Genomic DNA, 15,538 nt, shown 5'->3' on the forward strand with positions numbered 1-15,538 from the left:
ATCCAGCTGCGTGAACAAAAGGTCCCATTATGAAGTCTGATATCCACCCGAAGTACGAAGCTGTTGTATTCAACGACCTGGCTTCCGGCGTCAAGTTCCTGACCAAGTCCACCGTGTCTTCTTCCAAGACCATCGAGTGGGAAGACGGCAACACCTACCCGGTCATCGACGTCGAAATCTCCTCGGAGTCCCACCCGTTCTACACGGGCAAGCAGCGCATCATGGACTCTGCAGGCCGCGTCGAGCGCTTCAACGCTCGCTTCAAGGGCTTCGGCGGCAAGAAGTAATCAACTTCACCTCCAAGCTTCTGTGAAAGCCCGCACCCGCCGGACCTCCGGTGGCTGCGGGCTTTTGCGTTTTCCGGCAGGATGGAAGCCATGACTTCCAGCATGGCATTCCAACATGCCGAACCCCGGCTCCATGGCGAGTACAAGGTCCCCGGCGGCAAGCTCGTGGTGATCGACCTCGACGTCGTGGACGGGCGGTTCGCGCATGTTTCGCTCAGCGGGGACTTCTTCCTGGAACCGGACGAGGCTCTCCTGGACATCAACCGGGCGCTCACGGGCCTTCCGGAAAGTTCGACGCCGGTGGAGATCTCCGCAGCCGTCTCCGCCGCATTGCGCGCGGACACTGTCCTGTTCGGCTTCTCAGCCGACGCGGTCGCCGTCGCTGTCCGCAGGGCGCTGTCCAAGGCCAGCGGGTGGGCGGACCACCAATGGGAGGTCATCCCGCCGTCGGTCCTTCCCACGCACCTCAACGTCGCGTTGGACGAGGTCCTCACCGAGCAGGTCGGGGCCGGACTCCGCAGCCCCACCTTGCGCTTCTGGGACTGGGAAGAGCCGTCAGTGGTGATCGGCAGCTTCCAGTCCTACCGCAACGAGGTGGATCCCGACGGCGTGGCGCGCCACGGAATCACGGTGGTCCGTCGCATCAGCGGCGGGGGAGCCATGTTCATGGAAGCCGGGAACTGCATCACCTATTCGCTTTATGTGCCGCAGAGCCTGGCGGATGGCATCAGTTTTGCCGATTCCTATGCCTTCCTGGATGCGTGGGTCATGGCCGCTTTGGAAAAACTGGGCATTTCGGCGTTCTACGTCCCGCTCAATGACATCGCCACCGAGCAAGGCAAGATCGGCGGCGCCGCGCAAAAGCGCCTCGCCAACGGCGGAATGCTGCACCACGTCACCATGAGCTATGACATCGACGCCGACAAGATGGTCGAGGTCCTGCGCATCGGCAAGGAAAAGCTCTCCGACAAAGGAACCCGCAGCGCAAAGAAGCGCGTCGATCCGCTCCGGCGGCAAACCGGACTGGCGCGGACGGACATCATCGAAGCCATGCAGGAGGTTTTCACCGAGCGCTACGGCGCCACGGAGTCCAGCATCACCGACGCCGAACTGGCAATAGCCCGGGAACGGGTGCAGTCAAAGTTCGGTACCGAAGAATGGCTGCACCGTGTTCCTTAGTCACTTGGCTTGATACGCGTCCACTGCCTGTTCCAGGACCGGACCGTGGAGCGGCCATGAGTCGGCCGAAGCAGCCACGAGGTAGACCCGCAGGTCTGCCGTTGACGACGACACAGTCGCGGATACGCTGCCGGGTCGCGTTCGGCAGGACTCGCATCGGCCAGACTGAAAGGACCCCGGTGCCGGCCCGGTGCGCTACCGGTTTCCATCGCCGTCGTCCGGTCCGCTGTGGTCGTCGCCGTCGCGGTCGCCTCCATTGGGGTGCTGCGGGGGCGGCGGAACCATCCGGGGTGGCGCCTGTGCTGGAGGCGGAACGACGGTTGGCGGCGCTGGGGGTGGAACGACGGCGGGCGGGGTAGCAGGGGGCGCGACCGGCGTCGCCGTCGGTGCAGGAGACGGCGCGCTTGGGGCGGGCGTTGTGCTCGCCGGCGGGCTTGCAGGTGCCGGAGCGGCGGGTTGTCCGCCGAAGCAGCCTCCGAGCAAAAGGCTGGTGCCCAGCGCCGCGCCGGCGAGCAGGGGGCGAGGAATCTTCATAGTGACCGTCCTCAAGCAAGGCCCATGCGGGGCGCCGGGCTTTGCATCTAAAGACGACGCCCGCGATCTCCTTGGTTCAAGGCTGGCTCGTCAACGCCGGCACCCGGCTCAGCCCTCTTGCGGCGCTTCGGTTTCTTGTTGCGAAGCTCCTGCGGCTTGGGCCGTCAGGGCCCGGAACAAGTGGCTTCGCTGCTCGATGACGATGCGCCGGAGCCCGCGCGGAGCCGCCGTGTGGGCGCTCAGCCACTCGTCCGTGCGCCGGAGCACCGGATGATCTGCCGGAGCCATGCCGTCCCGCAGGTCCTGGGTTGCGGGGAACAAGCCCCGCACAATCCGGCTTGCGATCTCGATGCTCCGGGACTGCCAGACATCCTCCAAGCAGGTGAAGTACGGTTCCGTGAAGCCATCCAGGAGCCCGGACGGTGCAAGTGCGAAGCCTGCGATGGTCGCGCTCAGAATCTCATTGGAGAGCCCGGTGTCGTTGACGGCGGCATTCCATGCGGCCGTCTTGACGTCGGCATTCGGACGGGCAGCGGCGGCCAGGGCATGGCCTTCGCGTCCCGACGCGGTGCGGTCCACGGCTAGCTCGGCATCCAGTTCCGAGAGCGTGGCCGCTCCGTTGGCTGCCAATGCTTGCCACAGGCTCCACCGGAGATCCGCATCCACCGTGAGGCCGTCCACTGTCACGCTTCCGGAGAGAATGCCGCGGAAGTACTCAACATACGCGCCGTCATGGCGCGACAACTCCGCCAGGGTCCTGGCCCACGCGAGTTGCTGGTCGGAACCCGGCTGGGAGGTCCGCAGCTGCATCGCGCTAGCCGCCATCAGGCCCTTCCGGACCTCATCGCGCTGCGGAGCAGGGACGTAACGCTCGACGGCGGTCACCGCGTTGCCCAGGACGTTGAGGAGGACGCCGATTCCCGGTTCGGCCGGGGCGAAGCGTTCGACGGCGGTGACGTACAGCGCCGCCGGAGTGACGGCGTCGCGCGCCGAATCCCACAAAGCAGTCCAGCACAAGGCCCGGGCCATGGGGTCGCTGAGGCGGTCCAGGGAGGAACGTACCGTTGCTTCGGACTCCGCATCCAGGCGGACCTTGGCATAGCTGAGGTCCTCGTCGTTGACGAGAAGGAGGGCCGGGCGCGGTTTGCCCGCGAGTTCCGCGACGGGGGTGTCGGCACCGTCGGCGTCGAGCTCGATGCCCTCCGTGCGGAGCAACCGGCCGTCGTCGTCAAAGTTGTAAAGGCCGATCCTGAGCCTATGCGGCCGGTGTTCCTGCTTGCCCGTGACGGGATCCACGGAGTCCTGCCGCAGGGTGACCGCCGCCATGGCATCGCCATTCCCCGAGATCTCCGCCGCAAGGGTGGAGATGCCCGAGGTCTGCAGCCATTGCCGGGCCCAGGTTCCAAGGTCTCGGCCGGATGCCGCGCCCAGGGCTTCGAGGAGGTCGGCGAGCGAGGTGTTGCCGTACTCATGATCCTTGAAGTAGCGCCGCGAGCCGGCAATGAACGCCTCGAAACCAACGTAGGCCACCAATTGCTTGAGCACGGATGCGCCCTTGGCATAAGTAATGCCGTCGAAGTTCTGCTTGGCGGCTTCCAGGTCCGGAATGTCCGCGACGATCGGGTGGGTGGTGGGCAACTGGTCCTGCAGGTACGCCCAGGACTTGCGCTTGTTCGCGAAATTCACCCACGCGCTGTCCCAGTCCGTGGCCTTGTCCACGCCGAGTGTGCCCATGTAGTCGGCGAAGGATTCCTTGAGCCAAAGGTCGTCCCACCAAGTCATGGTCACGAGGTCGCCGAACCACATGTGGGCCATCTCGTGCATGAGGGTGTTGGCGCGGGCCTGGTACTGGGCATCGGTGGCCCGCGAGGTGAAGACGTACTTCTCCGTGAAGGTGACGAGCCCGGGATTTTCCATCGCGCCGAGGTTGTACTCCGGCACGAACGCCTGATCGTACTTGCCCCACGGGTACGGGTAGTCGAAGAGATCGTTGAAGAAGTCCAAGCCGTTCTTCGTCAGCCGGAAAAGTTCCGCGGCGTCGAAGGACTCCTGCATGGATGCGCGGCAATAGAGCGCCAGCGGAACCTCAAGGTTCGTCCCGTCGTCGAGCGTCGTGCTCCAGTGGTCCTCGGCGCGGAAATAGGGACCGGCGAGAACGGTGGTGATGTAGGTGGACATCCGCTTGGTGGTGGCGAAGTCCCAGCGGCTCGTGGCCGGATCGCTCGTCAATTGCGTCCGGGAGACCTCGGCGCCGTTCGAAGCCACCTGCCAGGCGGAGGGTGCCATGACGTGGAAGGTGAATTCGGCCTTCAGGTCCGGCTGCTCGAAGTTCGCGAAGACGCGGCGGGCGTCCGCCGGTTCGTATTGCGTGTAGAGGTAGCACTGCCCGTCGGCGGGGTCGACGAAGCGGTGCATGCCCTCGCCGGATCTGCTGTACAGGGCGGTTCCGGTGACCGTGACCTGGTTTTCGGCCTGGAGATTGTTGAGGTGGATCCTGTCGCCGTCCACCACCTCGGCGACGTCGAGTCCTTTTCCGTTGAGGAAGACGCTGTGCACGCCGCCGTGGATGAAATCCAGGAACGTGGAGGAGCCGGGCTCCGCGGAGAAGTTGATGACGCTGCGGCTCGTGTACCCTGGCACGGCGGCATCGGCGGCTCCGCGGACGTCAAGGGAGACGTCGTAGCTGTGGGTGCTGATCAGGGCTGAACGGGTGGCGGCTTCGGCGCGCGCCAAGTTGTGATTCGACACCCCGCTATCTAATCATGAGCAATACCGCACCCAAGCCCAGGAGGGCGATAAGGAACCAGGAGCCAAGCGCTACGAGCACGGCACGGCCGCCAGTGTGCAACAGGGTGCGGACGCGGACCGCGGAACCCAGCCCGAACAAGGCCGAGGCGGGCAGGATGTCCTGGAGCCCTCCCGCGGCGTCCAGCACGCCAGGGCCCGGCCAGCCCACGGAACGCACGGTCACCAGGGCAACGGGCAGGACCGTGTCCTGGTGTTTGATGCGGCGCACCGCGGCCATCGCTCCGATCGCCGAGGCCCCGCAATGGAGAAGCCGGTGGCTATCAGGAGGGCGCCATCGCGCGGAAGCTTTACCAGCCGGGCCAGCCCGTAGGTGCCCGCGAAACTGAGGAGCACGACGGCGGCGATCAGGACGAGCGCAAACCAGCCGAGGTTGAGGACATCCACAACGCTGACCTTCAGTCCCAGCAACACGATGCCTGCCCGCATGTGGCGCTTGGCGGCGAAGTCGAGGCCCGGGCGGGCGCGTCCGGCAGCCCAGGTTGCTGTGCCCGGTATATTTGCAGCTAACAAACCCAGCGCTACAGCGGCTGTCATGGCAGGGATGGGGGGAAGCAGGGCATGGACACTGAAGGCAAGTCCGGTGGCTGCCACCGCCATGACGATCCCGGCTCCCCATCGGGAGACGGGGATCGGAAAACGCTTGGGCTGCATGCGTCAACCTTGATGCATGCAGGCGCTGAAATGCGAACCGGGTTCACACCTGGTGTCGCAACATGCAGAACGCGAAATGCGTTCGTAATCGAAAAGGTGATTGTCTGAATCCCATGTCAGAGCTATTCCGGGATTACTCCGAGGCCGCCGTCCGTTCCGGCGCCTACGACGAAATGTTCGCCCCAGGCACCGTTGCCCGAAAATCGTACGGCCAGGTGGACGGCGCGCTCCGCGAGCTTTCGCTTGCCGATGTGAGCGCCCGCGCTGAGTCGATGGCGCGGACCTTCCTGGACCGGGGCGTGACCTTCGATTATGCGGGGGAGGAGAGACCCTTCCCGCTGGATATCGTGCCGAGGGTGATTCCGGCTGATGAGTGGGATGTGCTTGAACGGGGGGTAAAGCAGCGCGTCCGCGCGTTGGAGGCGTTCCTGGATGATGTCTACGGTCGCATGACGGTGGTCGCGGACGGCGTCGTGCCGCGGGCATTGGTCACCACGAGTGCCCATTTCCATCGGGCGGTGCATGGTTTCGAGCCGGCGGGAGGCGTGCGTGTGCATGTCTCCGGTATCGACGTGGTCCGCGATGCGGCCGGCACGTTCCGGGTGCTGGAGGACAACGTCCGCGTGCCTTCGGGCGTGTCCTACGTGTTGGAGAACCGCCGGGCGATGGCAAAGGGGTTGCCGGAAGCGTTCGGTCAGCAGCACATCCGTCCGGTCGAGGAATACCCTCGCCGTTTGCTCTCGGCATTGCGCAAGACGGCTCCCTCCGGGGTGGACGACCCGACCGTGGTGGTTTTGACCCCCGGGGTCTTCAACAGTGCCTACTTCGAACACACCCTGCTGGCCGGGTTGATGGGCGTCGAACTGGTCGAGGGCAGGGACCTCATCTGCCGCGGAAACCGGGTCTACATGCGCACCACCGCCGGTGAGCAGCGCGTCGACGTGATTTACAAGCGGATCGACGACGAGTTCCTGGATCCGCTGCAGTTCCGTTCCGATTCCATGCTCGGTTGTCCGGGACTCGTGAACGCGGCCCGGGCAGGCGGAGTGACCATCGCGAACGCCGTTGGAAACGGGGTGGCCGATGACAAGCTGGTCTATTCCTACGTGCCTGACCTGATCCGGTACTACCTGCACGAAGAGCCGGTGATCGCCAACGTGGAGACTTTCCGGCTTGAAGAGAAGGAAGCCCGCGAGCAGGTCCTCGACCGGCTGGAGGAACTCGTGGTCAAGCCGGTCGACGGGTCCGGGGGCAAGGGCCTGGTGATCGGTCCGGATGCTTCACGGGACGAGCTGGATGCTTTGCGGAAGCGGGTGCTGGCGGATCCGCGAGGTTGGATCGCGCAGCCCGTGCTGCAGCTTTCCACCGTGCCCACCCTCTCGGGAGACCGCTTCGGGCCCCGCCACGTGGACCTGCGTCCATTCGCGGTGAACGACGGCGACGACGTCTGGGTGCTGCCGGGCGGACTGACCCGGGTGGCACTGAAGGAGGGCTCGCTGATCGTGAACTCTTCCCAGGGTGGTGGTTCCAAGGACACGTGGGTACTCTCGGACTCCCCGCAATTGCCCGCGGCAGAGCTGCCCCGTTCGGCCATCACGGTCCGTGAACAGGTCTCGGTCTGGCCGGTCGAAAGCAACTGGCGGGACCGCCAATCGGACCAGCAGCAGTGATCGGTCACGCCATGGTGCCGGAGCAGGACACATCCATCGTTACAACGCAGGACCCGAAGGAGGCACAGCCCCATGCTGAGCCGTATTGCTGAATCCCTTTTCTGGATCGGCCGTTATGTGGAGCGGGCCGACGGAACGGCCAGAATCCTGGACGTCCATCTCGAACGCCTGAACCACCTTCCGCTCGAGGAACAGCGCAGCGTGGCGAGGGAACTCCTGGCTGTCATGGGAGCCCGGCCGCAGAGCGAGGAATTCGGCTTGCCGGAACTGCTTCACGCCCTCGCTTATGACAAGACGAGTGCCACCTCCATTGCCGGGTCCCTGGGCGCTGCGCGGGAGAATGCGCGGCGTGCGCGCGAGACCGTGTCCTCCTCATTGTGGGAGAGCCTCAACACCACGTACTACGGGCTGAACCAGCATCGCAAGGACGTCGTGGGGACGTACCGTTTCTGCAACTGGGTACTGGAACGCACCGCCATGGTCAGGGGCCTCGCGGACACCACGGTGAGCCACGACGAAAGCTGGCTCTTCCTGGTCCTCGGCCGCTCTCTCGAACGGGCCGACATGACCGCGCGGATGCTGTCCACCAGGGATGTCCTCTCCGCGGGAATGTCCTGGGTGAACATGTTGCGTTGCGCCGGGGCCTACGAGTCATTCCTGCGGACCCGCCGTGCGGCCTTCGGAGACCAACACGCTGCCGAGTTCCTTCTGCTGGACCGTTTGTTCCCGCGCTCCATCGTCTTCGCCCTGCGCGACGCCGACGAGTGCCTCGCGAAGTTGGATCCCTCGGCGCAGCGGGTGGGCTTTATCAATGACGCCCGCCGGATCGTCGGCCAGGCCCGTACCTTCCTTGAGTTCCACCGCACGGACGATCTCATGTCCGAGCTGCCCGAGCATATGGACCGGGTGCAGAAGGCCGTCACACAGGCGTCCGACGCGATTTCCCGTAAGTACTTCAATCAGGCGGATGAACTGGCCTGGGTGGGAGAAGTTTCATGACCCGGCTGAGCATCGTCCACAAGACGGCCTACAAATACAACCGCCGCGTGACCCTGTCGTACAACGAGGCGCGCATGACCCCGCTGACCGATCCGCAACAAGTGGTGCTTGAGTCCTCGCTGAAGATCACCCCGTCGCAGGCTGCGGTGAGCACCTACCGTGACTATTGGGGCACCCGCGTCACCGCCTTCGATATGCAGATGCCGCACGAGCGCCTCGAAGTGGTGGCCACCACCACCGTTGAGGTCCACCGGGTGGAACGGATGGCCCTGGATGAAGAGATCGTCGGCTGGGATGTGATGGCTTCCGACGAGATCCGGGACCAGTTCAGCGACTGGTTGCCCCAGTCGCAGCTCACCGGTCCGGGGGAGGAAGTCCTCGGGATCATTCCAGCCGTCGTGGCCGGCAAGAATCCGCACGAGACGGCCATGGCCATCTTCGAATGGATGCGCGGCGAAATGAGCTATGTGAAGGGCACCACCGGCGTTACCACCAACGCCGAGGAAGCCTGGAACCAGCGTCAGGGAGTCTGCCAGGACCTGGCGCACTTGGCCATCGGCTCCCTCCGCAGTTGCGGCATCCCTGCCCGGTACGTGTCCGGTTACATCCATCCGCGGCCCACGGCCGAGATCGGTGAAACAGTCGCGGGCCAATCCCACGCGTGGCTGGAATGGTGGGACGGCGAATGGCGCAGCTGGGATCCCACCAACCACAAGCCTGCCGGAGACCTCCACGTCACCGTGGCGCGCGGCCGGGACTACCGGGACGTGCCTCCCCTGAAGGGCATCCTGTCCGGGGGCGGCGGCTCGGGTCTCACCGTGACCGTCGAGATCACCCGGCTCACCTAGGAGGCCCGCGGCCCTCCGCCTGGTCTTACCAGGGGGAGGGCTTGTAGTCCTTCAGGAAGACGCCGTACTGGTCTTCGCCGTTTTCGCCCATCACGATCGGATCGTAGACACGCGCCGCACCATCGACCAGGTCGAGCGGAGCATGGAAGCCTTCCTCCATGAGCCGCACCTTGGTGTAATGCGGGCGTTCATCAGTGATCCATCCGGTGTCGACGGCGGTCATCAGGATCCCGTCGCTGTCCAGCATCTCTTGTGCGCTGGTCCGGGTCATCATGTTCAAAGCGGCTTTTGCCATGTTGGTATGCGGATGCCCTGGGCCTTTGTAGGCGCGGGAGAACTGCCCTTCCATGGCAGAGACGTTTACGATGTACTTTCGGTGTGCCGTGGAGCGCTTCATGGCGCCCCGGAGCCGGCTGACCAGCAGGAACGGCGCCGTGACGTTGCAGAGCTGAACCTCGAGCATCTCGAGCGGATCGACCTCGTCCACCACTTGGGTCCAGCTGTTGATGGCCGCAAGGTCGGGAACCAGGCCGCCGGCGTCGATCGCGGTACCTGTCGCGATCCGCGCCAACGACGCGGAGCCCGTGGACAATGCGAGCGAGGTAATCGCATCACCTGCCAGCACGGGATGATCGGTGACGCTTTGGGTGATGGCCAAGGGGTGCTTGTCGTGGGCATGGCCGAAGGTGACCAGCTCCGGACCGCCGTTGGCTGCCTGCAGGGCCTCGGGCAGTGGCTCATCCTCGGCATCCACCAGGGGCTTGTACGCATTCCCCGAACGCCGGACTGTCTGGGCGGCGTTGTTGATGATGATATCGAGCGGGCCGGCTTCGTTGAGGGAGTCCGTGAGCGCCATGACCTGTGAGGGATCCCGGAGGTCGATGCCCACAATCCTGAGCCGGTGCAACCAGTCCGCGCTGTCTTCCATGGCGGCGAAACGTCGTGCCGCGTCCTTGGGGAAGCGGGTGGTGATGGTGGTGTGCGCGCCGTCGCGGAGCAAGCGGAGGGCGATGTACATGCCGATCTTGGCCCGCCCGCCCGTCAGGAGGGCACGGCGTCCGCTGAGGTCCGTGCGGGCATCGCGTTTACTGTGGCTGAAGGCCGCACATTCCGGGCACAACTGGTGGTAGAACGCGTCTACTTGCGTGTAGTGCTGCTTGCAGATGTAGCAGGGCCTGGACCGGATGAGGTGGCCCGCGATTTCGCCCGTGGCCGAGGTAGCCAGCTTGTTCCCGCGGGTCTCGTCGTCGATCCTGTCCGGGGCTGCGGTGGCAGTCAACGCAATGACAGCACGATCGGCTTCCGCGATTTCGTCCCGCTTGGTGACCCGGCGGTGGCGCTTGACGGCCTTGAACATCTTTCCCGTGGCACGACGGATGGCGACGTAGTCCGGGTGCTCCTCGTCGTAGGCGTGGATGGTGTTCAAGACCTTGAGGCAGGCCTGGATCTCTTCAGGCGTCAAATCGGCGGGGCTCATTGGGTCAATTTTACAGGGTCGGGCACAGCAAAGCCTCCCGGGCGGCAGTGGCGGGAGGCCTGCTGTCGCCCGGGAGGCCGGGGGCTGTCCTGGTTCCGGGGTTCCTGGTCAGACCTCTACCGAGGAAGCCTGGATTTTCGTGACCTGTTCCGCTGAGTCCCTGATGTCGGGGAACTTCTCGGTGGCAGCCTTGATCGCCTCCGGCACCGAGCGGCGGTATTCAGCCGCCAGCGCGAGCTCGGAGGCCTCCGGCTCTGGTACCACCTGGTCCTTTGCGAGCACGGTGATTCCGGATTCGGTGACCTTGAAGCCGCGGGCCCGGTCGAGGTCGGGATCCAAGCCAATGGCAGCCCCTGCGGGCACTTTCACGTTTTTGTCGATGATGGCCCGCTTGACCACGGCACCTGCACCGATGCGCACTTTGTCCATCAGCACCGAGTCCTGGACCCTGGTGGCCGGTCCTACGTAAACATCGTTGGACAACACGGACCCTTCCACGATTCCGCCGGAGATTACCGAGCCGCTGGCCACGATGGAGTCCAGCGCGGTGCCCACGGTGCTGTTCTCGCCCCGGACGAACTTAGCCGGCGGTGAAATACTCTGCCGCGTGTAGATGGGCCATTCCGAGTTGTACAGGTTGAATATCGGAACGGGTGAAATCAGGTCCATATGGGCGTCATAGAACGAATCGATGGTTCCAACGTCGCGCCAGTACGTGCGGTCGCGCTCGGTGGAACCGGGAATATCGTTGAGCGTGAAGTCGTAGACGCCCGCCTCACCCTGGGACACGAAGTAGGGGATGATGTCGCCACCCATGTCGTGTTTGGTGTCCAGGCGCTCCGCATCGATGCGAAGTGCTTCCACCAGGGCGTCGGCGTCGAAGACATAGTTGCCCATGGAGGCAAGGAACTGCGAGGGATCAGCGGCGAGGCCTTCCGTTTCGGCAGGCTTCTCCACGAACGCCGAAATCTTCTGCGGATCGTTCTTGTCGACCTCGATCACGCCGAACTGGTTGGCCATGTTCAGCGGCTGGCGGACGGCCGCAACTGTGGCCTTGGCGCCGCTGGCCACGTGCTGTTGGACCATCTGCTGGAAGTCCATGCGGTAAACGTGGTCCGCACCGACAACGACAACAATGTCGGGGTTGGCGTCGTGAATGAGGTTCAGGGACTGGTAGATGGCATTCGCGCTGCCGAGGAACCAGCTCTTGCCCACGCGCTGCTGGGCGGGAACCGAGGCCACGTATCTTCCCAGCTGGGTGGACATCCGCCAGGTCTCGGAAATGTGGCGGTCAAGACTGTGCGATTTGTACTGGGTCAACACCACGATCTGGAGGTACCCGGAATTGACCAGATTCGAGAGAGCGAAATCGATCAATCGATAGCCCCCCGCAAACGGCACCGCAGGTTTTGCCCTGTCTGCCGTCAATGGCATAAGGCGGTTTCCTTCGCCGCCAGCCAACACAATTGACAATACTTTCTTCAACGCCATGGTGTTTGCTCTCCCTGTACGTCTTTGTAGCCCCCGAAAAAAGCCCGGGTTGCCGGACCCTTTCACACTAGAACACATACTCCGGAAGGACTACGTTAGGTAGCGTGCGCGTAGACATTGTGACTAAAGAGTTTCCACCCGAAATCTATGGCGGGGCCGGTGTGCATGTTGCCGAGCTCAGCCGCGTCTTGGCGAAGCATGTGGATCTGCAGGTGCGTGCCTTCGGTGCGCCCCGTGATGCGGACTTCCACGGTGCAACGGTGACGTCGTATTCCACTCCGGATGATCTGGGGGCTGCGAACGCCGCCGTCCAGACCCTCGGGGTGGATTTGCGCATCGTGCCGGACATCGCCGGAGCGGACCTGGTCCACTCCCATACCTGGTACGCCAACATGGCCGGCCACCTGGCGTCGCTGTTGCATGGGATACCCCATGTGCTCAGCGCCCATAGCCTGGAACCGTTGCGGCCGTGGAAAGCGGAGCAGCTCGGTGGTGGCTACGCGCTGTCCTCATGGGTTGAAAAGACCGCCTATGAGGCCGCTGCGGCCATCATCGCCGTCTCGGAAGGCATGCGGAAAGACATCCTGCGCAGCTATCCGAACGTGGACCCGGCCAAGGTGCGAGTGGTACACAACGGCATCGACGTCGAGATGTGGCAGCCGGACCACGGCGAAGACGCTATTCGCGCCCTCGGCATCGACCCCGCGAAGCCCAGTGTGGTCTTCGTGGGACGCAACACCCGCCAGAAGGGTGTTCCGTACCTCTTGAAGGCGGCCGCGAGCCTCCCCGACGATGTGCAGCTTGTGCTTTGCCTGGGTGCGGCGGACACCCCGGAACTCGCAGCCGAAACGGCCCGGCTCATCGGCGACCTGCAGAGCAAGCGCGACGGGGTCCTGGTGATCGAACGCATGCTTCCGCGGCATGAGCTCATCCAGGTGCTAAGCCATGCCACGGCCTTCGCCTGCCCGTCGATCTACGAGCCCCTCGGCATCGTCAACCTCGAGGCCATGGCCTGTGGCGCAGCCGTGGTGGCGAGCGCAACGGGCGGCATCCCCGAGGTGGTGCAGCACGGGGAAACGGGACTGCTGGTGGAGCTGGAGCAGGTCACGGACGGTACCGGCACCCCGCTGGATCCCGAGAAGTTCGTCGCCGATTTCGCCGCTGCCCTCAACGAAGTGGTGTCCGATCCCGCACGGGCCAAGGTCATGGGCGCCGCGGGCCGCGTCCGGGCGGAGGAGCACTTCTCCTGGGAGTCGATCACCGAAACAACCCTCGAGGTGTACCGCTCAGTCCTCACCCCCTGACCCACCAGCCCAACTAACTCGCAGTTAATGTCGTTTTGAGGGCTCATAACGACACCTAATGCGAGCTAGTTGGGAAAGAACGACGACGGCGCCGGGCCCCTCAGCGGGGGTGCGGCGCCGTCGTCGTCGTTAAAGGATTCGGCAACTGTTCACCGGCCGGTCACGGCAGGATGCTAGCTGGCTTTCCTCCCCTTCAAGGCGAGGAGGCTCTTCTCCTCCGCGGGGGCGTTGCCGCCTGCCCGTTGCGCCTGGAAGTAGCCGCGGGCCTCGTCCTGTCGGACCATCTCGGCCCCCGAGGCGATGGGCGCCCGCAAGTGCTCCGGACCGTAGCCGAAGGAATCGACCAGGTCGAGGGCGTGGGGACGGATCTTGACGAGCAACCGGTTGATGTAGGCACCCACGGTGCGTCCGCGCTGCATGGAAAGGCGGCCGTTCATGAGGTACCAGGAGAGGTGCTTTTCGATGAGCGAGAGGCCGAACAGGTCGCGGAGCCAGGTCAGCACTTTCAAGGTATCCGGATCGCCGACCTTGCCGATGGCTTCCGTGAACGCTTCCCATTGCAGCAGTTCGGCGTGGGCCTGGGCGGCTTCAATCAAATCGTCCTGATGGTGGTTGAACAATGCGGCGCCCTGATGCTGCGGAAGCTTGTTCGCGCCCTTGAGGGCAGAGCCCACCTCAGCCACCATGGACTGCACCCGGTCTGTCAGGAGCGTGCGTTGGCCTTCTTCGTCGCGCAGCGCCAGAGCGGCTTTCTGGACCGATCCGGTGTCTGCCACGAACTGTGCCACTTGCCGCAGGCCGGTCCGGTTGATGGCGACATCGGCAGCCTGGGCAGCCACGAAGCGGGCCAGCACGCCAAAGTCGACGTTGCGGAACTCCTTGGCGTAGTCGGCCAGGAGGCGCTTGGCGACGAGCTGGAGAAGCACGGTGTTGTCACCCTCAAAAGTGGCGTAGACGTCCAGGTCCGCACGTAGCGAGGCGAAACGGTTCTCGATGAGGAATCCGGCCCCGCCGCAGGCCTCGCGGCACTCTTGCAGCGTGTCGAGGGCGTGCCAGGTGCTCATGGGCTTGAGGGCCGCCGCGAGGGTCTCGAGGTCCTGGCGGTCGGCGTCGGTGTCGTGACGGCCGGAGAAGACGTCGTCGAATTTTTCGAGCAGCTGCTCGTGCGCGAAGCTCGCCGCAAAGGTGGTGGCAAGCCGGGTGAACAAGCGGCGCTGGTGCCGCTGGTAGTCCAGCAGGACCTCCTCGTCGGTAGGGGAAGAAGCGTTGAACTGGCGCCGTTCGGCCGCGTACCGGATCGCGGTGGTCAAGGCCACCTTGCTGGCGGCGACGGCGGCTCCGTCGAGGGAGACCCGGCCTTGTACCAGGGTGCCGAGCATCGTGAAGAATCGCCGTCCGGGGCTCGCGATGGGCGAGGTGTACTCGCCTTCGGGGGAGACGTTGCCGTAGCGGTTGAGCAGGTTGGTGCGCGGGACACGCACATCGCTGAAGTGCAGGCGGCCGTTGTCGATCCCGTTCAGGCCGCCCTTGACGCCGTCGTCCTCGCCGCCGATTCCGGGCAGGAACTCCTTGGTGTCCGGGTCCCTCAGCTCGACATAGAACGCGTGGACGCCATGGTTCACGTTGCGGGTCACCAGTTGGGCGAACACGACGGCGGCCAGGCCGTCCTCGGCTGCGTTGCCGATGTAGTCCTTCCATGCGGCGCGGAACGGGGTGTTGATGACGAAGTCCTGGGTGGCCTCGTCATACGTGGCCGTGGTGGCGATGCTCGCCACATCGGAGCCGTGTCCGGTTTCGGTCATGGCGAAGCAGCCGGGGATCTCCAGGCTCATGATCCCGGGCAGCCAGGCGTTCTGGTGCTCCTCCGTGCCGAGGTGCATCACCGCTGAACCGAAGAGACCCCACTGGACGCCGGCCTTGATCTGAAGTGAGGGATCCGCAGTGACGAGCTCCTCGAAGCCGGCGATGTTGCCGCCGTGGTCATCCGACCCGCCGAGGCTGGCGGGGAAAGCCCGGTGCACGGCATTGTTGTCCACGAGGTACTTCAGCTGCCCGAAGACGCGCTTGCGGTGTTCGGTATGCGTCAAGCCTTCGATCTTGTGCACCTCGGGGCGGCCCGCGAGGTCACGCGCCGTGTGGCGAATGTGGGCCCACTTGCCGAGCAGCAGTTCGCCAAGGGCCGCGACGTCCACGGTGGGGTCGGCCGCAACGGGCTGCGGGGTTGACGGCGTTCCGGCGGACGCCCGGCTGGAGGAGGTACGGTCCACTACTTCAGTCATGGTGATTCCTT

General features: G+C 64.6%; 11 protein-coding genes and 1 pseudogene. 6 read left to right on the forward strand and 6 right to left on the reverse strand.

What is annotated here, in order from left to right; translation table 11 throughout:
• Positions 1 to 29 precede the first annotated feature (29 nt).
• Together BMF89_RS20290 and BMF89_RS20295 are read left to right on the forward strand one after the other, a co-directional pair.
• The gene (locus tag BMF89_RS20290) at positions 30 to 287 is read left to right on the forward strand and encodes a type B 50S ribosomal protein L31 (RefSeq protein ID WP_009358283.1); all 258 of its coding nucleotides are present in this window, start codon (positions 30 to 32) and stop codon (positions 285 to 287) included.
• Positions 288 to 377: 90 nt separating this feature from the next.
• On the forward strand, positions 378 to 1,466 hold the full coding sequence (locus BMF89_RS20295; RefSeq protein ID WP_171983570.1) for a biotin/lipoate A/B protein ligase family protein: 1,089 nt from the start codon (positions 378 to 380) through the stop codon (positions 1,464 to 1,466).
• A gap of 195 nt (positions 1,467 to 1,661) precedes the next feature.
• Here BMF89_RS20295 and BMF89_RS22215 read toward each other — a convergent pair whose 3' ends face one another.
• The 3 genes and pseudogenes from BMF89_RS22215 to BMF89_RS20305 all read right to left on the reverse strand — a co-directional run bounded on the left by BMF89_RS22215 (position 1,662) and on the right by BMF89_RS20305 (position 5,405).
• Positions 1,662 to 2,000 (reverse strand): hypothetical protein, encoded by a 339-nt coding sequence (locus BMF89_RS22215; RefSeq protein ID WP_216353861.1) that lies wholly within the window; start codon positions 1,998 to 2,000, stop codon positions 1,662 to 1,664.
• A gap of 108 nt (positions 2,001 to 2,108) precedes the next feature.
• On the reverse strand, positions 2,109 to 4,748 hold the full coding sequence (gene pepN, locus BMF89_RS20300; protein WP_078108849.1) for an aminopeptidase N: 2,640 nt from the start codon (positions 4,746 to 4,748) through the stop codon (positions 2,109 to 2,111).
• A gap of 4 nt (positions 4,749 to 4,752) precedes the next feature.
• A pseudogene (locus BMF89_RS20305) lies at positions 4,753 to 5,405 on the reverse strand (putative sulfate exporter family transporter).
• Between the two features lie 167 nt (positions 5,406 to 5,572).
• Here BMF89_RS20305 and BMF89_RS20310 point away from each other — a divergent pair.
• From BMF89_RS20310 to BMF89_RS20320, 3 genes are all read left to right on the forward strand, one after another.
• Positions 5,573 to 7,129, forward strand: a complete 1,557-nt coding sequence (locus tag BMF89_RS20310; RefSeq protein WP_078108850.1) for a circularly permuted type 2 ATP-grasp protein — start codon at positions 5,573 to 5,575, stop codon at positions 7,127 to 7,129.
• 72 nt (positions 7,130 to 7,201) lie between these two features.
• Positions 7,202 to 8,128, forward strand: coding sequence for an alpha-E domain-containing protein (locus tag BMF89_RS20315; RefSeq protein WP_078108851.1), 927 nt, complete (start codon positions 7,202 to 7,204; stop codon positions 8,126 to 8,128).
• Positions 8,125 to 8,976 (forward strand): transglutaminase family protein, encoded by an 852-nt coding sequence (locus BMF89_RS20320; protein WP_078108852.1) that lies wholly within the window; start codon positions 8,125 to 8,127, stop codon positions 8,974 to 8,976. Before BMF89_RS20315 ends, BMF89_RS20320 begins: the two co-directional genes overlap by 4 nt.
• Positions 8,977 to 9,001: 25 nt before the next feature.
• On the opposite strand, the gene BMF89_RS20325 is transcribed toward BMF89_RS20320, so the two are convergent.
• Positions 9,002 to 10,453 carry an SDR family oxidoreductase gene (locus tag BMF89_RS20325; protein ID WP_078108853.1) on the reverse strand — a complete coding sequence of 484 codons (1,452 nt, stop codon included), beginning with the start codon at positions 10,451 to 10,453 and terminating at the stop codon, positions 9,002 to 9,004.
• A 108-nt stretch (positions 10,454 to 10,561) separates the two neighbouring features.
• Positions 10,562 to 11,944: a glucose-1-phosphate adenylyltransferase gene (glgC, locus tag BMF89_RS20330; protein WP_078108854.1), complete on the reverse strand. Its 1,383-nt coding sequence runs from the start codon at positions 11,942 to 11,944 to the stop codon at positions 10,562 to 10,564.
• Between the two features lie 104 nt (positions 11,945 to 12,048).
• Here glgC and glgA point away from each other — a divergent pair, with 104 nt between their 5' ends.
• Positions 12,049 to 13,248 (forward strand): glycogen synthase, encoded by a 1,200-nt coding sequence (gene glgA, locus BMF89_RS20335; RefSeq protein WP_078108855.1) that lies wholly within the window; start codon positions 12,049 to 12,051, stop codon positions 13,246 to 13,248.
• Positions 13,249 to 13,421: 173 nt separating this feature from the next.
• On the opposite strand, the gene BMF89_RS20340 is transcribed toward glgA, so the two are convergent.
• A complete protein-coding gene (locus BMF89_RS20340; protein ID WP_078108868.1) occupies positions 13,422 to 15,527 on the reverse strand; it encodes an acyl-CoA dehydrogenase in 2,106 nt (701 codons plus the stop codon).
• Positions 15,528 to 15,538 lie beyond the last annotated feature (11 nt).

Source organism: Arthrobacter sp. SRS-W-1-2016 (assembly GCF_002009585.1).
GTDB lineage: Bacteria > Actinomycetota > Actinomycetes > Actinomycetales > Micrococcaceae > Arthrobacter > Arthrobacter bambusae_A.